The sequence below is a fragment of the Paenarthrobacter sp. RAF54_2 genome (genome assembly GCF_052113945.1).
Lineage (GTDB): Bacteria > Actinomycetota > Actinomycetes > Actinomycetales > Micrococcaceae > Arthrobacter.
Window position 1 is genome coordinate 107,903 of the sequence record NZ_JBFRDV010000012.1, and the last position, 17,051, is coordinate 124,953.

Here is a 17,051-nt window from a genome sequence, read left to right on the forward strand (position 1 = left end):
ACAGTACTCCCGAAACATGTAAGGAGTCAAAGTGCATTTTGCGCCTGACACCGAGATTGCACTTCGCAGCGTCGTAAATCTCGTCAACACCGCAGCGAATGGAGAGGATTCCCTGACGTCCGTGGAGGACCTCGACGCGTTTCTGGCGGCCGAAGAATTTTCCGGTTCGAGGACTCATGACGAAGCGGAATTGCGCAGTATCAAGCGCCTCCGGAGCGAATTGGCTTCACTGTGGTCCGCCGATGAGGACACCGCCGCAAAGACTGTGAACAAACTGCTGGTTGACGCCAAGGCACTCCCGCAGCTCGTCAAGCACGATCACTGGGACTGGCATCTCCACGCCACAACCCCGGAAGCACCCTTGGCCGACCGCATGGGCACTGAAGCTGCCATGGCAATCATTGACGTGATCCGAAGCCAGGAAATGGATCGCATGCGCGTGTGCGCCGCCGACGACTGCGACGCCGTGGTCCTTGACCTCAGCCRCAACCGCTCCAAGCTCTATTGCGACACAGGCAACTGCGCCAACCGAGCCCACGTCGCGGCATATCGGGCAAGGAAAGCTGCGGAGGGCGATTAAGAGGCCTGCATAATGGCTGACATGGGGGAACAACCAAACCAGGATCGGCGATTTCAGGCACACAGGCAACCTCATACCGCCTGGGTTCGGCCACCAGACTGGCCGGACATGGCCCCCGTTAGTCAGTTGGCCATCGCGTACCCATTCCTGGGCGCAATGTGGCTCGTCGTCATGATGTCTGCCAGCCCTACATATGAGTTCCTGGGATCTCTTCTTTTTTTGATGATCGGACCCATTTTTGCAACGGGCCTCGCCGTGGCCCTGGGTCTTCCCCTACGCCTTAATCGTCGACTGAGCCTTTGGTGGGTGGGAAATTGGGCCGTGTATATCGTTCTCGCTGTGGCGGGCGCCCTGCTTCTGGTTTGGGGCTACAACAAGCCTGAACGTCAGGTGGGTGAGATCGACGGATTCACTTACGACGTCGTCCTGCCGGACGTAGGCTTGCTCATGAGCGGATGCTTGCTCCTGACGTTCCTCGCGGTAAACGCTGGCTTTCCCCGAAGACCCAAGCGCGTGTCACCCACGCCACGCAAATTACTCAGCGCCCAATAAACGGACGAGTGCCACCCGGATTGAGGTGGCGCAGACAAATTTTCGTGGCGGTCGCGGGCGTGCGTGTCAGCAGGCCGGGACGTTAAATCGCGCCGCCCCACAAAAAAGCGCCTCCCCACCGAAGTGGGGAAGCGCTGGAAGGTTAGTGGCCGCCGTCGGGCGTTTCTGTCTCATCAGCAGCCGAACCGGGGGCTGCGGAGCCGCCGTGCCCTGGGCGCTTTGAACTGAGATTGACGCCCGAGCCCTTGCCCAGGTGCTCGGCGTTTTCCTTGTGGCTCATGGAAAGCATCGCAGCCACTACGAGGCTCACGATGAACGCGATACCGGCGCCGGTGAACGCGAGGTCGAACCGGGGAGTGCGTGCGCTGCCACCCGAGGCGAAGATCAGCACCGCAACAAATGCCAATACTGCGAAGAACGCGGAGAACATGAGGGGTCCCTTGACCGAGGTCCGCATCTTGCGCGGCTCTCTTGGTGTCTGGTCTGCCACGGTCATTCCTCCAATGATGGCGGGCCTGTTCGGCTCCCCGCCGGTTGCAAAAGTTCTACAGCGAGTAGAACGTCCAGCTACTAGTTTACGGCCTCGGGGGAAGCACCCGGCGCAGTGGCCTGAGTCCCCGACCGAACGTCATGCCGGAGGGTAAGTCCGGAGAGCATCCACAACACTCCGGAAAGGATAGCGCCACCACCAGCGACGCCCAAAAGAGCGTGGGCCCCGAGCGAAATGAAGAACGGCAACGCCACGGCAGTTCCCAAAGCGATAACACCGGAAACAAGCCAGTCACGGGTCAACGAGTCGCGATTCTGCAGTCCATGAACCAGTTCAAAGATGCCAAGTACCAGTAGCGCTGCGGCGGCGGAAAGCGCGACGCCGGCGTCGGACTGAGTGACCAAAGCCACCACACCGCCTGCAGCGACCACCACCGGAACAGCCGCCGGCAGAACGCGGGACATCCACAAAGCGCCTGCCGTCCCCAGCAGATAGAGGCCGATAGCCCACGCGAGGACCTGCACAGAAGGCGATCCCCAGAAGATCGTGACAAGGCCAAATACCAGTGCAACCGCAGCGCGGATCAGCACGGGTTTCCAGAGCTCGGCCACGGAGGCAGACGGTGTCTGGGCAGAATTCGCTGGGAGAGTCACGCGTCCAGTTTAGTGCGAACCCAGCACCATCCATTTATCAGTGCGCGCACGCAACCCCAACGTGACCCCGCGGGCCAGCATGTAGCCCAGCGCAAAGACGACCCACAACCACACCAGCCCCGCCGCGCCGTCGGGCCTGATGACATGGACGGCCGCCAGCAGTGGCACATAGACCGCAAGATTTACGACGCCGGCAATCGCCAGATAGCGCGCGTCGCCAGCACCGATGAGGACTCCGTCGAGGACAAACACATAGCCCGCCAACGGCTGTCCAACGGCGAGGACCCAAAGGGCCAGGGTAAGAGCCTCCCGGACGCCGGCATCCGAGGTGAAGAGGTAGCCGGCCCAGGGAGCAACCAACGCCAGCAGCAGCCCGGTGACCACCCCGAAACCGAGCCCCCATCGGATCATGATCCGCGTGAGTTCCCGGACGCGGCCAGCATTTCTCGCACCCAGTTCCTTGCCGATCAAGGCTTGCGCGGCGATGGCGAGGGCGTCTAAAGCGAAGGCGAGGAAGGAGAAAATGGTCATCGCCAACTGGTGCGCGGCGAGGTTCACTGCGCCCTGGGCTGTGACCACGAGGACGGTGGCGAGGATGGCGAGGCGGAGGCTGAGCGTGCGCAGCATCAGCCAGGAGCCAACCTTGGTCATGGCCCGGATGCCGTGCCAGTCGGGCTTGAAGGACACGTCGTGTTGCCGTGCATTCCGCCCGACCATCACCAAATACACTGCGGCCATGGCCCATTGCGCAATGCTGGTCCCGATCGCCGAACCGGTAACGGAGAGGTGCACGCCGTACACGAGAAACCAGTTCAGCCCGATGTTCAGCGCAAAACCTGCAGTGGCAACCACCAAAGGAGTCCGGGTGTCCTGAAGACCACGGAGCACGCCGGTGCCTGCGAATATCAGGAGCATCGCGGCGAGCCCGGGCATCGACCAGCGCAGATAGTCGACCGCGAACCCACGCACATCGCCGGTGGCGCCCATCAGGCCTACGAGAGGTTCGGCAGCGACGAAGCCGACCACAGCGAGCGAAATGCCCAGCACCAAAGCCAGCCACACGCCGTCGCGCCCTGCCGCCAAAGCTTTCGCCAACTTACCGTCACCGATCGCGCGGGCAACCGCCGGCGTCGTCGAATATGCCAGGAAGACCATAAGTCCCACAGCGGTATGCATGATCGTGGATGCCAGGCCCACACCGGCGAGCTGATCCACGCCAAGGTGGCCAACGATGGCGGAGTCGGCCAGCAGGAACAGCGGCTCGGCTATGAGCGCGCCGAACGCGGGTACTGCCAGGCGCAGAATCTCGCGGGCATTGGAGCGAGTGGTGATGGTTGTGGTTTGAGGCACTAAACAAGCCTAGTCCGGTTGGGGGCGGGTAAATTTGGGGCCGTGTCACACAAGCATCCCGTTACAGTTTCCGTTGCCCGTACCATCCTTCCGGGGTACACCCGACAAGCAAACGCCTGGGCACACGCCGGCCAGGAACTGGCACGGGAGTGGCCCGGATATCTGGGGTCGGGTTGGGTCCGGAATGGCGCTGGCTCAAACGAATGGCACATGCTCTACCGCTTCGCTGATGCTGAAACGCTGCACGGATGGGAGCAGTCTGAAGAGCGACGGTGGTGGATTGATAGCGCCCGGGAAATGATGGAGACCACCCGCGTTGAACGGCGCACAGGAATCGAGGGCTGGTTTTCACAGCCGGGCGACGCCTCTGTGGTCGTCCCCGAAACCCTTGTGCCGCCTCGTTGGAAGCAAGCTATCAGCATCTTCCTGCCTTTCTTCCCCCTCAGTCTGTTGGCTAATTTCCTGCTGCACCCTTTGACGCAGGGGTGGCCGCTGGTGTTCCAAGTGCTCCTCAACATCGTCATCCTGACGCCGTTGATGACGTACATCTTCCTGCCGATCACAACGCGCCTTCTGCAGCCATGGCTACAAGCAAGGCCACGTGGGAAAAGTCACGGAACTTCTTAATTGGTTGACTCTTCAACTTATCTGGGCAAAGGTTGAAGCTATGAACAAGTCCAGCCTGAGCACCACAGCCCTGACCGTCCTCCGCGTTATTGCAGGTTTTCTCTTCGCCGCGCACGGTTGGCAGAAGTTCAACGAATTCACCATCGCCGGAACGCAGGCCTCCTTCGCGCAGATGGGTGTCCCCGGCGCTTCCGCGGTAGCCCCAGTGGTTGCAACCCTTGAACTCGTGGGAGGTATCGCGCTGATTATCGGGCTCCTGACCAGGGTCTTCGCAGCCCTCCTCGCCATTGACATGCTCGGCGCACTGTTCCTGGTTCACGCACCGGCTGGCGTCTTCGTCGCCAATGGTGGATACGAACTGGTTCTGCTCTTCGCCGGCGCCGCCCTGGCCCTCGCTCTTGCTGGTGCCGGCAAGCTCTCCGCCGACAACGCACTCTTCGCCAGGCAGGGATCCAAGCTCCGCGTCCTCGCGTAAGCGCCCTGCTAACCCCAGACGTTCTCTCACATACCAGCCCATTGAGCCGGATGTTCTCTCCCTTTCGTCAGGAAAGCGATAGAACATCCGGCTTAAAGCCGCTGGAAGTGAGAGAGCGTTTAGCCTTCCACACCAGTCAGCTCATTCGGGACATTCTCCAGCTGAGCCGACTTCTTCACTTTGCCTATCTTCAAGTCCACCGCGTGAATGGTGCTCGTCGCAGGTTCGGTGACAAACGCCGTCGAGCCTTGGACAAACAGCGTGGGACGCGGGTCCTGCCACGTGGTGGATTCTTCCCAAGCGGCGACAACCGGGATCGTCGAGGTCACAGAACCGGAAACCGGGTCGATAACGCGTAAGGAACCATCAGTTCCGAGCACCAGAGCTTCACCGGCAGGTCCGCGCCCCAGCGAGCGGAAGGAGTAGCTGGTTCCAATATCCACAAGCTGAAGGTTTGCGGTCTCAGTGTTGACCAGCGAAATACGGGTTGGGCGTTCCAGCTCAGCAGCCTTGTCCACCTTGTAATCCCCCAGGATCACGGGCGACTTCTCGGAACCCGCCTGATTACCCAGACGTCCGTATGCATCCGGGCTGGCGACCTTGGTAATCACGCCATCCTTGTAGATCAACATGCCGTTCTCGCAACCGACCACCGCAGCTTCTCCGGCAGCAACAGCCTCACCATGGACGCCAGGGCAGTCCTCATTGCGGACGATTTCCTGACGCTCTTGGCCCTTACCTGCGGAGAGGATGGCGATTCCGGAGCGGCTTTCCTCATTTCCGAGCGTCACCAGCAACTTGCCGTCTTCAAGTTCGACTGCCACACCGTGATGCGCTTCCGGCGTTGTGTAGACGTCGGTTGCGGGCAGGGCACCATCCTCGATCGAAGCACCCAATGAGGACGACTTGAAGCTCTCGACCTTGCCTGATCCGTCACTGAACAGGACCGTCTTGCCCGCATGATGGACCACGTGACCGGACTTGTCCGCTTCGAACGCCAGTTCGGTCAACTTGGGCTCCGCGACGTAGTGATGACTGTGGTCACCGTGCGGCTCGGTCCAGGCACCTGCGTCGAACAGGCGGAACGAGTCTCCCGTGGAAACAAACACATGGCGTCCGTCTCCAGCTGGATTCAGTCGGTTGAAACCGGACAATTTCGCTCCTCCCACAGGCTTGAGGGTGGTGGCGTCCAGGACTCCAATACCGGCGTCGTGCGTGTAAACCAGACGCGGAGTGGGCCCGCCGGCCTCTTTCGGGCTGGACTTCTCACTGCTGGAAGCGGCGGGCTCTGCGCCATTTCCGGCTGACCCTCCAGGGGCTCCGCACGCCGTCAGTAGAAGAGCGGAAAGCCCGACGGCGGCAAGCGGCTTTGCGGGGAACCGGCGTTTCGAGGTGGCTGGGACAGGGGAAATAAGGACTGGATGATGAGGCATGGGTTAAATGATATTGATTCTCATTTGTGTATCAAGTCCAGCGGCTGTGTCACTTAGAAGGGCTGCCATCAACAATATGTTGACAACATCATGTTGATATTCCATGCTTGGGGTCGAAGAAGCGAAGGAGCAGCACATGGAAAACGTCGGAGGCTCCCACGACGCTGACGAAGCGGAGCGGGAAACCAGCGCTGTCCGGTTGCTCATGGACAGAGGTGGTTCGGACCTCAATGCCCGGCCGTGGCTCGCCCCGGGTCAGCCTCCTTCCGCCATGGACCTGATCCAGCACGTCCTGTGGCGGTCCCGGGGTTCCGACCAGGGCGCAGACGCGAATCCCGTCCCCGTCGAGGTCGCGGATCTACGTGCCGCTCTCGCACTGGTTGCCGCCGCTCGTGGTGAGATGGACGCCGTCGAAACCGCGCTTCTGTTTCTTGCGCGGGCAGAAGGCCTCACGTGGCCGCAGATTGCAGAGAGCCTCGGGCTCCGCTCCGCCCAGGCCGCACAACAACGACTGGATCGGCTTTCGGATCGACCCAACCCGGCGGGTGGCCGGTGACGATGGCTCTGACGCTGAGCGGAACCGCGGCGAGCGCGGGGTCCGCCCATGGGACAGCGCGAATCATCAATGGGCCTGATTGCTTCGGTCGGTTCCAGCTTGGCGATGTGTTGGTGTGCCGCACCACCGACCCCGCTTGGACGCCACTTTTTGGAATGGCTGCGGCAGTTGTCACTCAGAGTGGCGGAATGTTGTCCCACGCCGCGATCGTTGCCCGTGAGTTCGGAATACCTGCCGTGGTAGGTGTTCGCGACGTTATGACGTTGCTCGCGGACGGAACTTCCCTGACGGTCAACGGCTCCTTGGGCACAGTTGCCGGTGCTGCCGTTGTGGAATCAGCCGAATGACTGGCGACTAGTTGCTTACACTTCACGCCGTCCGACTCCTCGGGTTCGCCGACACCCAGGCCGTCGCGGATCGATTCAGTCGGGATCACAGCTTGGTCGAATCCGAACTCATCGACGCCGGCGTGCTCGGTTTCGTTTCCCACACTTCATTTGGAGGTAGCAGCGGATGGGCACTTTCCAGCCTGGGGCGGGTCGAGAATGAACGCCTCCTCGCAGCTGAGCTGGAGCGTGAAGATGCCCGGCCGCTGGTGATCGGCGTGCACGGCGAGTTCGTGAACCTCAATCTGACCGTTGTCAGTGCCTGCAGCGCCATCCAACTGCAGCAGGTAGCTGGCACAGCTGCCGCCGGGATCTTGGAGGAGGCGTTGGCTTCGTGGAGTCCGTTGGAAGAACGTCTGGCGGGATTATTGCCACGATTCGCGGGCTACTCCCGGCGGCTGATGGATGCGCTAGAGCACGCCCGGACGGACACGGCTTGGTTCACTGCGACCGACCGTGATTCATTCCATCGGGCATGGTTCGAGCTGCATGAGGATCTCATCGCAACCTTGGGAATCCAGCGCGGGTAGGCAGCGGTCGTCCGGTCACCTGGACAGCGGGTCCAGACTTACTCGCGTAACAGAAACATGCCGACAGTAAACTTCCAGCATGAGTGAGACAGCCGGCAATTCCGTGACCCTCCGCTTCCTTGCGGCTCCGATGGACATTGGACACAGCGGATCGGTCGACGCCGGCACAGTCCTTGAGTGGGTGGACAAGGCCGCGTACGCCGCAGCGGTGGGCTGGGCTAAGTCGTATTGTGTCACCGCCTACGTGGGCAACATTCACTTCACCGATCCGGTGAACAGCGGCGACATGGTGGAGGTAACTTCCAGCATCGTGTACACGGGTCGATCCTCCATGCACATCCACACGGTGGTCAGTTCCCGGGACCCCAAGGGCGGACCGGAGACGATGCACAGCCAGTGCATGGTGATTTTCGTGGCCGTCGGACCTGACGGCAAGCCGATTCCCGTGCCGCAATTCGAGCCCGCCACCCCGGAAGAAATCGAGCAAAGGGATCATGCGCTTGCGCGCATTGAAGTTCGTGAACAGATCGTCAATGCGATGAACGCCCAGGAATATACCGACGCCGGGACCGCCGAGCGCGTCGTCCTGCGGTTTATGGCAGCCCCAACTGATGTGAACTGGGGCGGCAAGGTCCACGGCGGCATCGTCATGAAGTGGATCGACGAAGCCGCGTACGTTTGCGCCTCGCGATACTGCGGCAAGGACACCGTGGCAGTGTTCTCAGGCGGCGTGCGCTTCTACCGGCCGTTGTTGATCGGCCACGTGGTGGAAGTAGAAGCTCGCCTCGTTTACACGGGCGCAAAGGGGATGCACATCGCTGTCCACGTCCGCTCCGGTGATCCGAAAACCCGCGAGATGAACCTAACAACGTACTGCCTCACCGTGATGGTGGCCCGGGACGAAACGGGAACGGCGGTGCCCATTCCTGAGTGGATTCCTGTATCGGAAGAGGACAGGAAGTTGCATGCGCACGCCCGCGAGTTGTTGGAAATCCGAGGCCGGGCTCCGGGGAATCGGCTGCCGGATCATTTGCTCAAGGCGACCGGCAACTAGCTGAAACTCCATCACCTCAGGCACGAACACCGGTAAAATTAAGCCTAGAGGTGCGTGGAGATGTCTCTGGCTTTTGCTGTTGTCTTAGTCCTGTTGGGCCTGGCTTCCCTTGCCGCCGCGATAGGCGCGGTGGTGCTGATTATTCGCGACGGCCGCGGGCAGATTCCACTGGAACCATCAGTTCAGCCGTGGGTGGCAGGAACCCTCCCAAGTCGCCCCTACTCCACCCTCCGTCGCATTTAGCGTGGTGTAGCCCCCGTCCAATGGTGGAAAAGGCTGCCTTCAGGTGGTGGAGGGCCGAGCGCTAAACTGGATCATGACCGGTGCCCGTGCCCGTCTCCTGGCTTGGTTCGTCGCCTCTGCCACCCTTCTCTCGGCCTGTTCGTCCCCGATAGGCGTAGACGAGGCCGCCCCGAATCAACAGACATCATCTTCCACAGCCCAGCCAGTGGCCGGCGGTGTCGCCGGTCCAGCTCAGGGGCCCCCTCAGACAACAGCCCCTGCTCCGATTTCGACACCTGCTCCAGTTCCAACGCCTGTAGCGGCGCCTCAGGCGTATTCCCTGAACCTGTACCAAGAAGGCGACTTCGTACCGCAGTACACCTTTGATTGGTGCGTCGCAGCGAGCATCCAGATCGCGCATAACCTCGTCGACGATACCGGAGGCGGCACGTGGGCTGGCCGTGCCCAGCAGTCCGAGCTGTGGGAAATGGCGCGAATGCGGTCCTCCGACTCATTCAACGGGGCGAATCCATTCGGCTGGGCGGCAGTGCTGACTGCCGTCGGGATGGGACCCTACGAAGTCGTCAGCGTCGCTAATTATGGGGAAGCAATTCGAACTGCAGCACGGGCCATGGCCACTACAGGCCGCCCTGTCGGCCTGGTCATGTGGAGTGGCCGCCACGCCTGGGTGATGAGCGGATTCGAGTCACTCGGGGATCCCTCCCAGTTCCCGGACTTCTCCGTCACGGGAATTCGTGTGCAGGATCCGCTCTACCCCTACGGCAGCGGGCAGTGGGGGCCTTCGCCTGCACCCAACAGCCTGCTGACCCCTGAGCAGCTGGCGACGCAGTTCGTTGTCCGGGAGCCGCGACGCTGGAGCAGCGCGCTCCCCAGCGGGTACCTGCTGGTACTGCCACGGCCCTGAACAGACGCCTTAGTCCTGTTGGAACATCGCCTATAACCAAGCACCGGATTCATGCGCGGACCGGGAGTCCGCTGGAGAGCGCGTGGGATAAGAGGGCCCCTGCCGTCCACCTCATTGAGGCGACGGCTTCCTCACGACTAAGCCCGCCGACGTCGGTTAGCCAGACGAGGGACTCGATGCCGATGGCACTCCTGATGGCCAGGACCAATTGATGGATGTCCTGATCCGTCATTGTCCTTTGCAGTGGGGCAAGGGCTTCGGTGATCCAGCCAATTGCCCTGCCCTGTCGGAGGGGAAGGCTGTTGCCTTCTCCGCGTGACTGCTCAAGCGAAAGCCGCAGCATTGTGCGTTGCTGGACTTCCGTTTCAACAATAATCCGAAGGAACTCCACTACCACTGCCTCCAATCGCTCCGCGACCCCCTCAGGAGGAGAGGAGGGAAGCAGTGATGTTCGTGCGGTTTCAGGATGGGCGGCAGACAGGAGCTCCCGTTGTCCGGAGAAATACCTATAGGCGGTGCTCCGCGGAATCCCTGCTGCTTGAGCGGCCTCATCCACAGTGGGGGAAATGCCGGACGCGATCAGGGTACGAGCTGACCCGACGAGGGCCTCCAGCGTGCGGCGCTTTTGACCTGTCCGGCCAACGTCGACGTAGGCTCTTGACATACCCTTCATGGTACATGAGTCTTGTCATGAGACATACGTCTCATAAAGTCTTCCTACAACGCATTGAGGCGAGCATCATGGAGACGAAGAAGGCAGCATCAGCAATCATCCGACAGTCTGGAGAGGGGGCCAAGCGCTGGTTCTTCGGTGGTGGCGTCCATACCTGGAAGGCGACGGCTGACGAGACAGCAGGGGCGTTCCTCCTGTTTGAAGACGAGATGTCCCTCAATAAAGTGACGCCGATGCATTCTCATCCGGCCTCTGACGAGACCATGTACATTTTGGCCGGAGAGATCCTGATGAACATGGACGGTGAGGAGCATCGCGTCGCCGCCGGCGGAGTGACCATTGCGCCCCGCGGCGTGCCACACGCGTTCAAAGTTCTTCAGGACGGAACCCGCGTTTTATGCCTCCACACACCCGGCAGCTCGCAGGCGTTTTACGACGGCGCCAGCGAACCTCTTCGCACGGAAGACGAGGCTCAGGCCGTGGACTTCGACCGGATTCGAGAATCCGGTCGGGTAAATGGCGGCATCGAAATCGTTGGCCCTCCCCCGTTCGCTTAGGCCGGGCCCTGAGCCTGAAGGGTTAGAACCCGCCCCCACCACCAGAATCGCCGGCCATGTTCGCGAAGCGCGAGTAGTGGCCCTGGAAGGCAACAACAATGTCCTTGGTGGGACCGTTACGGTGCTTCGCGATGAGGATGTCAGCCTCGCCGGCTCGCGGCGATTCTTTGTCGTACACATCTTCACGGTGGAGCAGGATGACCATGTCGGCGTCCTGCTCGATGGAACCCGATTCACGGAGGTCGGACACCATGGGGCGCTTGTCCTGGCGCTGCTCGGAACCACGGTTCAGCTGTGACAGTGCAATGACAGGAACCTGAAGTTCCTTGGCGAGCAGCTTGAGGGCACGCGAGAACTCGGAGACTTCCTGCTGGCGGGACTCAACCTTTTTACCGGAGCTCATCAGCTGGAGGTAGTCCAGGATCACGAGCTTGAGGTCATGCTGCTGCTTCAGCCGGCGGCACTTTGCCCTGATTTCCATGAGTGACATGTTGGGGCTGTCATCGATGAAAAGCGGGGCGTCGTTCATGCGGCCCATTGTGGTGGCGATCTTGGACCATTGCTCGTCCTTGATGGTGCCCTTACGAAGGTCCTGCAGCCCGATGGTTGCCTCCGCCGAGAGCAAACGCATGGCGATCTCGTTCCGGCCCATTTCCAGGGAGAACATGACCGTGGCCAGATTGTTCTTGATGGCGGCGGAACGAGCGAAGTCCAGCGCGAATGTGGACTTACCGACCGCAGGACGGGCAGCGATAACGATCATCTGGCCGGGGTGGAGGCCGTGGGTCAGCTCGTCGAGTTCGTAGAATCCGGTGGGAACGCCAACCATGCCCTCGCCGCGGTGCCCGGAAGCTTCAATCTCGTCCACGGTGGACTCCATGACGTCCTTCAACGCCACGTAGTCTTCGGCAGTGCGCTTTTCTGCAACCGCATAGACTTCGGCCTGTGCCTGGTTGACGAGGTCTTCCACCTCGCCGTCCTGGCCATAGCCCATCTGGACAATCTTGGTGCCGGCGTTCACGAGGCGGCGCAACACTGCGCGCTCTGCCACGATCTCGGCGTAGTAGCCGGCGTTGGCTGCCGTAGGCACAGTTTGGATGAGCTCGTGCAGGTAGGCAGGTCCGCCGATCCTGTTGATCTCACCTCGCTTGGTCAGTTCATCGGAAACCGTTACAGCGTCGGCAGGTTCGCCGCGGCCATAGAGATCAATGATGGACTCGTAAATCGTCTCGTGAGCCGGACGGTAGAAGTCATGACCACGGACGATTTCCACGACATCGGCAATGGCATCCTTGGACAACATCATGCCGCCCAAGACTGACTGCTCAGCGGGGATATCCTGCGGAGGTTTCCGGCTCGAGTCCGAAGCGCGTGTGCCCTCGATCGAGTCCAAGTGCGTAACTGACAAAGCCGTCCTCCATTTGTGTACCGCTGCAGAGAGTTAATCCCTCAGTGGTGCGTAAAGCGCAGGTGAACCTGGGATGGATTGCCCGAGCCTCCGGACCAGCCGAGTGCTCCTGTTATATCCATGGGGGTCCGACAATTTTCGGCTTTCCCCAATTTCCACAACTTATCCACAGAAGTCTCCCCAAGCATGTTTGCGCGCGGCTGCTTGAAGGTCACTGAGAGGGCAAATTCCATACTGAAACAGGTACCCGAGCCACGTTAGCGGTGTGCAGTCCGGGCGCAAAGTCCGCCGTCAAGTGCACATGTGGATAACCTGTGGAATACCACCCCCACGTTGTGCACAGTCTGTGCGTTACCCTGTGGATAGAGAAATTCTTTTTGCAGTAACTAGGGTCTGACCTGCGGAAACATTCATCACAGGCTGTGGAGCAAAGAAAGTTTTGGTGGAAAACCATCCACAGACCCAGCTGATCTGGTTGGTCATCAGGGCCTCAAATCCATGCTAAACATGCCGCAAATGTGATGCATCTTACAAAGCAGGCCTTAATTTGACACTGCCCTCTCAGAAGTCTATGCCGAGACTGGAATGTGCTGTGGATAACCAAGTTCTGGCATAAGCTCTAAGCATGGGGATGAACTTTGGTGACGTGCTGATGATTGCCCTTCCGCTAATTGTCCTCGTGGGCCTGCTGTGGGCGCTTTCAGCGGCCTTCAAACCGCGCGATACAGGCCTTTCTGATGCCGAGCGCTATCAACACGAACTTGCGGCCCGTTCCGCAGCGCACCAAGCCTCGCAAGTTCAGGCTGCACTTGCTGCCAGGGCCAAGATCGAGGCTTCCACCAAGCCAAGCCAGAACGAGGCCCAGCACACCCAGCAGACAGAGCAAAGCCGGGCCGCTCATCAGGCCCAAATCGCCAGGACGGCAGGTACACCAGCGGGGCACCAGCCTGCGGTGCTCCCCAATGGACAGCTGAATCCGCAGCTCGCCTTTGAGTTGCAGAACCTGGTCCGTGGCGGGCGCAAGATAGAAGCCATCAAGGTCTTCCGCCAGGCCACCCATTCAGACTTACTCACTGCTAAGAACTACGTAGATCGGCTCTGATAACGCCATGGATTCCTTGTTTGTCCCGCTCGTGATTTTGATCGCGGTCATTGCGGGCGTATTGCTGCTGATGCGTTCCTTTAGCAAGCGTTCGGCCGAGACAAAGGCCGGTGCTGCTGCAGCCAACTCCCCCAAGGATCCTGTTCAGCTGGCCAAAGAATCCGCGGCGAAGCTGAACGAGGAACAGCACAGGCGGCTCTACTCGCTCATAGCGCAAGGACAGGGCATGGCAGCGATCAAGCTGTATCTRCAGGCCACCGGGGAGGGGTTACGGGCGTCGCGCGACGCCGTCGGCGCACTGGCCGCCCACCCGCAGCCCTTCACGCCAGAGGCGCAGCCCAAGGATCTGTTGTCAGACGACGACGACGAGCCCGAGCGCTTCCCCTACCGGTACCGGGCGATCGTCAGCAAAGGCGACGTGACGCGCGAGGTGAGCAGCAACATGCTCAACGACGAGATCTACGGACGAATCCGGACGCTGGCAAAAAGTGGGGATGTGGAGGGCGCAGCTCTGGCCCTCACACGGCACTCTGACATCACCATCAAACAGGCCCGTGAATTCATCGAACTCCTGGACGAGTAAGCGCGACTAAAAGTCGAACAGGTCCCCCAGGAATCCTTCCTTCTGAGCGACGCCTGAAATTCGAAGAGTTGGAAGGACCATGCATACTGAACGGATGATCCCTCCGGAGCTGGTCGAAGCACAGCGGCTCATCAAACGGCTTGGGAGGGAGTGCCCCCAACCCACTCCGGAGGCCGACAACGCAGAGTACGGAGCCGCTATCGCCATCAGTGGCAGGGCGTCGATTCGTTTCCGGGTCGGCAAGCTCACGCCGACGAAGGTGGGTCTGTTCGTGGCTGTGTGGCGGCGATCGGCCGACGGAGGCACGGAACCTTTCCCCGCGGACCACCCTTCCGCCGACGACGCGGACACCCTGGTGATCTCAGTAAGGGAAGGGGCGAAGTCCGGTCACTTCGTGTTTCCACGGTCAGCCCTGATCAGCCACGGCATAGTTTCCGTCGGCGGCACCGGTGGGAAGCGTGGTTTCCGCGTTTATCCCCCGTGGTCCATTACGTCGAGTCGCCAGGCGCGAAAGACGCAGGAGTGGCAATGCGCCTACTTCCACGACTCCAATGACATAGGATTACCTGCCAGCTGAAATACCGGCCAGCAGCTGTTCGAATGGCAGCGACTCCAGGGCTGGGGCCTTGCGACCGGGCTGGGGGCCGCTGAGCAGTTGCACGAGTTCACCGGCAGCCCGGTCTACGCGGGCCGAGAGGGGCGAGCCGCCGTCGTCGTTTCCCCAGTCCTGGGGCCCGGCGAAGACGCCGGTGGACGCAACCCGGGTCCGCAGGTAGCTGAACAGCGGACGCATGGCGTAGTCCAGGACCATCTGGTGGCGGTCGGTACCGCCGGTGGCGCCAAGCAGTACGGCCTTGCCGTCGAGGGACTTGGGGTCCAGGACGTCGATGAAGGACTTAAAGAGGCCGCTGTAGGACGCGCTGAAAACAGGGCTTACGGCGATGATGCCATCGGAATCCTCGACGCCGGCAATCACCTCTGCGAGGCGCGGAGCGGCGTAACCGGTGACGAAGTTGTTGGCGATGTCCACGGCCAAATCTCGAAGTTCGACGACGTCGATCCTCGCCTCGTAGCCTGCCGCCCGCAGCTCCCGCTCGGCGGAGGCCGCCAACTGGTCGGCCAGCAGACGGCTCGACGACGGGACGCCGAGTCCGGCGGAAAGGACTGTGATGCGGCGGGTTTCCATGGCATTCTCCTGTTGCTCGTTCATTCCCAGCATACATGCATATGCATCTAAATGAGTGAACGGGGGAGCATCACAAACTATTCCCGCACGGTATCTACGGTCAGCGCTTCTTTCCTCCAACACCCGGGACGGCCGTGACCTGTTTCATCCAGGTCGCAATTTGGTCTTCGTCGATGTCGTCAACGGATTCGAGCTCCACACCCCGCGTCGCTTTGCCCATTCCCACGGGCGTCACCGGCGGCACCGGCTGGAGTGTCACGCCATTGATAAACATGAGTTTGACGTGGCCAGCGAAGCCACCGCAGCTGAAGCACCAGCCGTCGCCGACGCCGTAATACGCCATGCCCCATTTCACCGAGCGCCCGAGCCCCGGTAGTGTCTTGGCCGCCAGCGCATCAATGGCTTCGGCGACGCCACGCTGAGGCTGCGGAAGGCTGGCAATGTAGGCGAAGACGGGCTCGTCGCCAACTGCCGCCTTGGCGGGGCTTGCCCTCCCGGTCATGGCTTCCGGCAGGGAGAAGGCTCCGGCCTCGATATGTTCTTCCGAGTGCTCCACGGCATTTACCTCAATTCGTTCTAGCGGCATGCGTGGACAGGAAGTCGAAGGTCTTGTCCCTGGCATCGCGAGCCTCGCTGAAGTTCAAGTGGAACTGGTACTCATGCGGCAGCTCGGGATCGTGGTCCGCAGCCCAAAACAATTCGGTCACCGGAACACCCGCTTCCTTCAGGCGATTGCTGTAGGGAACCGACTGAAGCCACGTCAGACCATCGCCATTGCCGCCGACTGATGAAGGTCGGCGGGAAATCCTTGGTCACGAAATCGATGGTGGACATGGTGCTGCCGGCATATGTGGAGGACCAGTCCTTCGTTCCCGTGTATGCCCACAGCGAGGTTTTGAAGCCCCACGCCACCAAGCCATTGAGGTCCGCCATCGCCCGGAGATCGTAGACTCCGCAATGCAGGATGGTGGCAGCAAGGTCCGATTTCTGGAGCGCGGGTTTGATCCCCATCAGGTTGGCGTACTCGGGATTAACAGTGAGAGTGGTCATTTGGCTGGCCAACTGCGCTCCTGCAGAATCGCCGGCCAGGACAATCCGCGTGGTGTCCACATTCAATTCTGTGGCGTGTGCCTTGATATAGCCAAGGGCATCATTGATGTCCCGCACAGCCGTCGGATAGACGGCCTCCGGTGCAATCGGGTAGCTCATCCCGATGGTCGTGTATCCCTCAGCGGCAAGAATCCGAAGATAGGGTTCCACATCGCCTTGAGCCCCGGAAATCCATGCGCCGCCGTGAATCCAAACGATGGTCGGGAGCGCCGCGGTGGTGCCCGCAGGGCTGAAAACGTCAAAGGCAGAGCCAGGCTTGTAAACGACATCGGAGAGCTCCTGCAATGGAGTGTCCGGGACATACGGCGTCATCTCATCAATAGTGGACTGAGCTCCGCGTTCAAAAACGCTGCGAATTAACATGGCGGACGGCCAAGGAGTAGCGGAAACGGCTAGGAGGATGATCAGGACCAGAATGATGGCCAGGTCCAGTTTCCTCAGGCGGGAAGGGCGCCGTCGTTTGGCCCGCAAAGCCGCACGGGAGCCTGAGCCTAAGGGGGAATCGCCTCCCGCCGCTGTTCGGGCTGATGCCGCGCCAGTCATGCTGGCTTGAGTCGATTCCAGTGGCCCCATTACACACTCCCCCAGTCGGTGTACTT

At 60.9% G+C, this 17,051-nt stretch carries 23 protein-coding genes; 14 read left to right on the forward strand and 9 right to left on the reverse strand.

Annotation, left to right across the window (positions count from 1 at the left end):
* Window positions 1–31 precede the first annotated feature (31 nt).
* Window positions 32–580: a CGNR zinc finger domain-containing protein gene (locus AB4Y87_RS13775; RefSeq protein ID WP_442004890.1), complete on the forward strand. Its 549-nt coding sequence runs from the start codon at window positions 32–34 to the stop codon at window positions 578–580.
* A gap of 108 nt (window positions 581–688) precedes the next feature.
* Window positions 689–1,132 carry a hypothetical protein gene (locus AB4Y87_RS13780; RefSeq protein ID WP_442004891.1) on the forward strand — a complete coding sequence of 148 codons (444 nt, stop codon included), beginning with the start codon at window positions 689–691 and terminating at the stop codon, window positions 1,130–1,132.
* Window positions 1,133–1,274: 142 nt separating this feature from the next.
* Here AB4Y87_RS13780 and AB4Y87_RS13785 read toward each other — a convergent pair whose 3' ends face one another.
* From AB4Y87_RS13785 to AB4Y87_RS13795, 3 genes are all read right to left on the reverse strand, one after another.
* Complete coding sequence (locus AB4Y87_RS13785; protein WP_442004892.1) at window positions 1,275–1,628, reverse strand: hypothetical protein; 354 nt, start codon at window positions 1,626–1,628, stop codon at window positions 1,275–1,277.
* A 74-nt stretch (window positions 1,629–1,702) separates the two neighbouring features.
* The gene (locus AB4Y87_RS13790) at window positions 1,703–2,275 is read right to left on the reverse strand and encodes a DUF308 domain-containing protein (protein WP_442004893.1); all 573 of its coding nucleotides are present in this window, start codon (window positions 2,273–2,275) and stop codon (window positions 1,703–1,705) included.
* A gap of 9 nt (window positions 2,276–2,284) precedes the next feature.
* Window positions 2,285–3,625 carry an MATE family efflux transporter gene (locus AB4Y87_RS13795; protein WP_442004894.1) on the reverse strand — a complete coding sequence of 447 codons (1,341 nt, stop codon included), beginning with the start codon at window positions 3,623–3,625 and terminating at the stop codon, window positions 2,285–2,287.
* A gap of 42 nt (window positions 3,626–3,667) precedes the next feature.
* Between AB4Y87_RS13795 and AB4Y87_RS13800 the strand changes: the two genes are divergently transcribed.
* Both AB4Y87_RS13800 and AB4Y87_RS13805 read left to right on the forward strand, forming a co-directional pair.
* Window positions 3,668–4,252: an antibiotic biosynthesis monooxygenase gene (locus AB4Y87_RS13800; protein ID WP_442004895.1), complete on the forward strand. Its 585-nt coding sequence runs from the start codon at window positions 3,668–3,670 to the stop codon at window positions 4,250–4,252.
* Between the two features lie 40 nt (window positions 4,253–4,292).
* Window positions 4,293–4,727 (forward strand): DoxX family protein, encoded by a 435-nt coding sequence (locus AB4Y87_RS13805; protein ID WP_442004896.1) that lies wholly within the window; start codon window positions 4,293–4,295, stop codon window positions 4,725–4,727.
* A 119-nt stretch (window positions 4,728–4,846) separates the two neighbouring features.
* Here AB4Y87_RS13805 and aztD read toward each other — a convergent pair whose 3' ends face one another.
* Window positions 4,847–6,160, reverse strand: a complete 1,314-nt coding sequence (gene aztD, locus AB4Y87_RS13810; protein ID WP_442004897.1) for a zinc metallochaperone AztD — start codon at window positions 6,158–6,160, stop codon at window positions 4,847–4,849.
* Between the two features lie 136 nt (window positions 6,161–6,296).
* Here aztD and AB4Y87_RS13815 point away from each other — a divergent pair, with 136 nt between their 5' ends.
* The 6 genes from AB4Y87_RS13815 to AB4Y87_RS13840 all read left to right on the forward strand — a co-directional run bounded on the left by AB4Y87_RS13815 (window position 6,297) and on the right by AB4Y87_RS13840 (window position 9,833).
* Window positions 6,297–6,716: a MarR family transcriptional regulator gene (locus AB4Y87_RS13815; RefSeq protein WP_442004898.1), complete on the forward strand. Its 420-nt coding sequence runs from the start codon at window positions 6,297–6,299 to the stop codon at window positions 6,714–6,716.
* 2 nt (window positions 6,717–6,718) lie between these two features.
* Window positions 6,719–7,063 (forward strand): PEP-utilizing enzyme, encoded by a 345-nt coding sequence (locus AB4Y87_RS13820; protein ID WP_442004899.1) that lies wholly within the window; start codon window positions 6,719–6,721, stop codon window positions 7,061–7,063.
* A 92-nt stretch (window positions 7,064–7,155) separates the two neighbouring features.
* Window positions 7,156–7,632 carry a hypothetical protein gene (locus AB4Y87_RS13825; RefSeq protein ID WP_442004900.1) on the forward strand — a complete coding sequence of 159 codons (477 nt, stop codon included), beginning with the start codon at window positions 7,156–7,158 and terminating at the stop codon, window positions 7,630–7,632.
* Window positions 7,633–7,711: 79 nt separating this feature from the next.
* Window positions 7,712–8,686 carry an acyl-CoA thioesterase gene (locus AB4Y87_RS13830; RefSeq protein ID WP_442004901.1) on the forward strand — a complete coding sequence of 325 codons (975 nt, stop codon included), beginning with the start codon at window positions 7,712–7,714 and terminating at the stop codon, window positions 8,684–8,686.
* Window positions 8,687–8,746: 60 nt separating this feature from the next.
* Window positions 8,747–8,929: a hypothetical protein gene (locus tag AB4Y87_RS13835; protein WP_442004902.1), complete on the forward strand. Its 183-nt coding sequence runs from the start codon at window positions 8,747–8,749 to the stop codon at window positions 8,927–8,929.
* 73 nt (window positions 8,930–9,002) lie between these two features.
* Window positions 9,003–9,833 carry a hypothetical protein gene (locus AB4Y87_RS13840; protein WP_442004903.1) on the forward strand — a complete coding sequence of 277 codons (831 nt, stop codon included), beginning with the start codon at window positions 9,003–9,005 and terminating at the stop codon, window positions 9,831–9,833.
* A 49-nt stretch (window positions 9,834–9,882) separates the two neighbouring features.
* Here AB4Y87_RS13840 and AB4Y87_RS13845 read toward each other — a convergent pair whose 3' ends face one another.
* Window positions 9,883–10,497 carry a TetR/AcrR family transcriptional regulator gene (locus AB4Y87_RS13845; RefSeq protein WP_442004904.1) on the reverse strand — a complete coding sequence of 205 codons (615 nt, stop codon included), beginning with the start codon at window positions 10,495–10,497 and terminating at the stop codon, window positions 9,883–9,885.
* A 77-nt stretch (window positions 10,498–10,574) separates the two neighbouring features.
* Here AB4Y87_RS13845 and AB4Y87_RS13850 point away from each other — a divergent pair, with 77 nt between their 5' ends.
* Complete coding sequence (locus tag AB4Y87_RS13850; protein WP_442004905.1) at window positions 10,575–11,063, forward strand: cupin domain-containing protein; 489 nt, start codon at window positions 10,575–10,577, stop codon at window positions 11,061–11,063.
* 22 nt (window positions 11,064–11,085) lie between these two features.
* On the opposite strand, the gene dnaB is transcribed toward AB4Y87_RS13850, so the two are convergent.
* Window positions 11,086–12,471 carry a replicative DNA helicase gene (dnaB, locus tag AB4Y87_RS13855; RefSeq protein ID WP_442004906.1) on the reverse strand — a complete coding sequence of 462 codons (1,386 nt, stop codon included), beginning with the start codon at window positions 12,469–12,471 and terminating at the stop codon, window positions 11,086–11,088.
* Window positions 12,472–13,102: 631 nt separating this feature from the next.
* Here dnaB and AB4Y87_RS13860 point away from each other — a divergent pair.
* From AB4Y87_RS13860 to AB4Y87_RS13870, 3 genes are all read left to right on the forward strand, one after another.
* On the forward strand, window positions 13,103–13,573 hold the full coding sequence (locus tag AB4Y87_RS13860) for a hypothetical protein (RefSeq protein ID WP_442004937.1): 471 nt from the start codon (window positions 13,103–13,105) through the stop codon (window positions 13,571–13,573).
* A 7-nt stretch (window positions 13,574–13,580) separates the two neighbouring features.
* Entirely contained in the window at window positions 13,581–14,156 is a 576-nt protein-coding gene (locus AB4Y87_RS13865; protein WP_442004907.1) for a hypothetical protein, read from the forward strand.
* Between the two features lie 79 nt (window positions 14,157–14,235).
* Window positions 14,236–14,733, forward strand: coding sequence for a MepB family protein (locus AB4Y87_RS13870; protein ID WP_442004908.1), 498 nt, complete (start codon window positions 14,236–14,238; stop codon window positions 14,731–14,733).
* Here the strand turns inward: AB4Y87_RS13870 and AB4Y87_RS13875 are convergent.
* The 3 genes from AB4Y87_RS13875 to AB4Y87_RS13885 all read right to left on the reverse strand — a co-directional run bounded on the left by AB4Y87_RS13875 (window position 14,719) and on the right by AB4Y87_RS13885 (window position 17,025).
* On the reverse strand, window positions 14,719–15,342 hold the full coding sequence (locus tag AB4Y87_RS13875) for an FMN reductase (RefSeq protein ID WP_442004938.1): 624 nt from the start codon (window positions 15,340–15,342) through the stop codon (window positions 14,719–14,721). The genes AB4Y87_RS13870 and AB4Y87_RS13875 overlap by 15 nt on opposite strands.
* Window positions 15,343–15,442: 100 nt before the next feature.
* On the reverse strand, window positions 15,443–15,928 hold the full coding sequence (locus AB4Y87_RS13880) for a DUF1801 domain-containing protein (RefSeq protein ID WP_442004909.1): 486 nt from the start codon (window positions 15,926–15,928) through the stop codon (window positions 15,443–15,445).
* A gap of 71 nt (window positions 15,929–15,999) precedes the next feature.
* Window positions 16,000–17,025, reverse strand: a complete 1,026-nt coding sequence (locus AB4Y87_RS13885) for an alpha/beta hydrolase (protein WP_442004910.1) — start codon at window positions 17,023–17,025, stop codon at window positions 16,000–16,002.
* Window positions 17,026–17,051 lie beyond the last annotated feature (26 nt).

What these genes read in the sequence shown, in the direction of transcription:
- AB4Y87_RS13805 (WP_442004896.1), top strand. Translation starts at nt 4,293, where the DNA reads ATGAACAAGTCCAGCCTGAGCACCACAGCCCTGACCGTCCTCCGCGTT.
- AB4Y87_RS13815 (WP_442004898.1), top strand. Translation starts at nt 6,297, where the DNA reads ATGGAAAACGTCGGAGGCTCCCACGACGCTGACGAAGCGGAGCGGGAA.
- AB4Y87_RS13870 (WP_442004908.1), top strand. Translation starts at nt 14,236, where the DNA reads ATGCATACTGAACGGATGATCCCTCCGGAGCTGGTCGAAGCACAGCGG.
- AB4Y87_RS13780 (WP_442004891.1), top strand. Translation starts at nt 689, where the DNA reads ATGGCCCCCGTTAGTCAGTTGGCCATCGCGTACCCATTCCTGGGCGCA.
- AB4Y87_RS13835 (WP_442004902.1), top strand. Translation starts at nt 8,747, where the DNA reads ATGTCTCTGGCTTTTGCTGTTGTCTTAGTCCTGTTGGGCCTGGCTTCC.
- AB4Y87_RS13880 (WP_442004909.1), bottom strand. Translation starts at nt 15,928, where the DNA reads ATGCCGCTAGAACGAATTGAGGTAAATGCCGTGGAGCACTCGGAAGAA.
- AB4Y87_RS13875 (WP_442004938.1), bottom strand. Translation starts at nt 15,342, where the DNA reads ATGGAAACCCGCCGCATCACAGTCCTTTCCGCCGGACTCGGCGTCCCG.
- AB4Y87_RS13820 (WP_442004899.1), top strand. Translation starts at nt 6,719, where the DNA reads ATGGCTCTGACGCTGAGCGGAACCGCGGCGAGCGCGGGGTCCGCCCAT.
- AB4Y87_RS13885 (WP_442004910.1), bottom strand. Translation starts at nt 17,025, where the DNA reads ATGGGGCCACTGGAATCGACTCAAGCCAGCATGACTGGCGCGGCATCA.
- AB4Y87_RS13840 (WP_442004903.1), top strand. Translation starts at nt 9,003, where the DNA reads ATGACCGGTGCCCGTGCCCGTCTCCTGGCTTGGTTCGTCGCCTCTGCC.
- AB4Y87_RS13830 (WP_442004901.1), top strand. Translation starts at nt 7,712, where the DNA reads ATGAGTGAGACAGCCGGCAATTCCGTGACCCTCCGCTTCCTTGCGGCT.
- AB4Y87_RS13785 (WP_442004892.1), bottom strand. Translation starts at nt 1,628, where the DNA reads ATGACCGTGGCAGACCAGACACCAAGAGAGCCGCGCAAGATGCGGACC.
- aztD (WP_442004897.1), bottom strand. Translation starts at nt 6,160, where the DNA reads ATGCCTCATCATCCAGTCCTTATTTCCCCTGTCCCAGCCACCTCGAAA.
- AB4Y87_RS13845 (WP_442004904.1), bottom strand. Translation starts at nt 10,497, where the DNA reads ATGTCAAGAGCCTACGTCGACGTTGGCCGGACAGGTCAAAAGCGCCGC.
- AB4Y87_RS13850 (WP_442004905.1), top strand. Translation starts at nt 10,575, where the DNA reads ATGGAGACGAAGAAGGCAGCATCAGCAATCATCCGACAGTCTGGAGAG.
- AB4Y87_RS13860 (WP_442004937.1), top strand. Translation starts at nt 13,103, where the DNA reads ATGAACTTTGGTGACGTGCTGATGATTGCCCTTCCGCTAATTGTCCTC.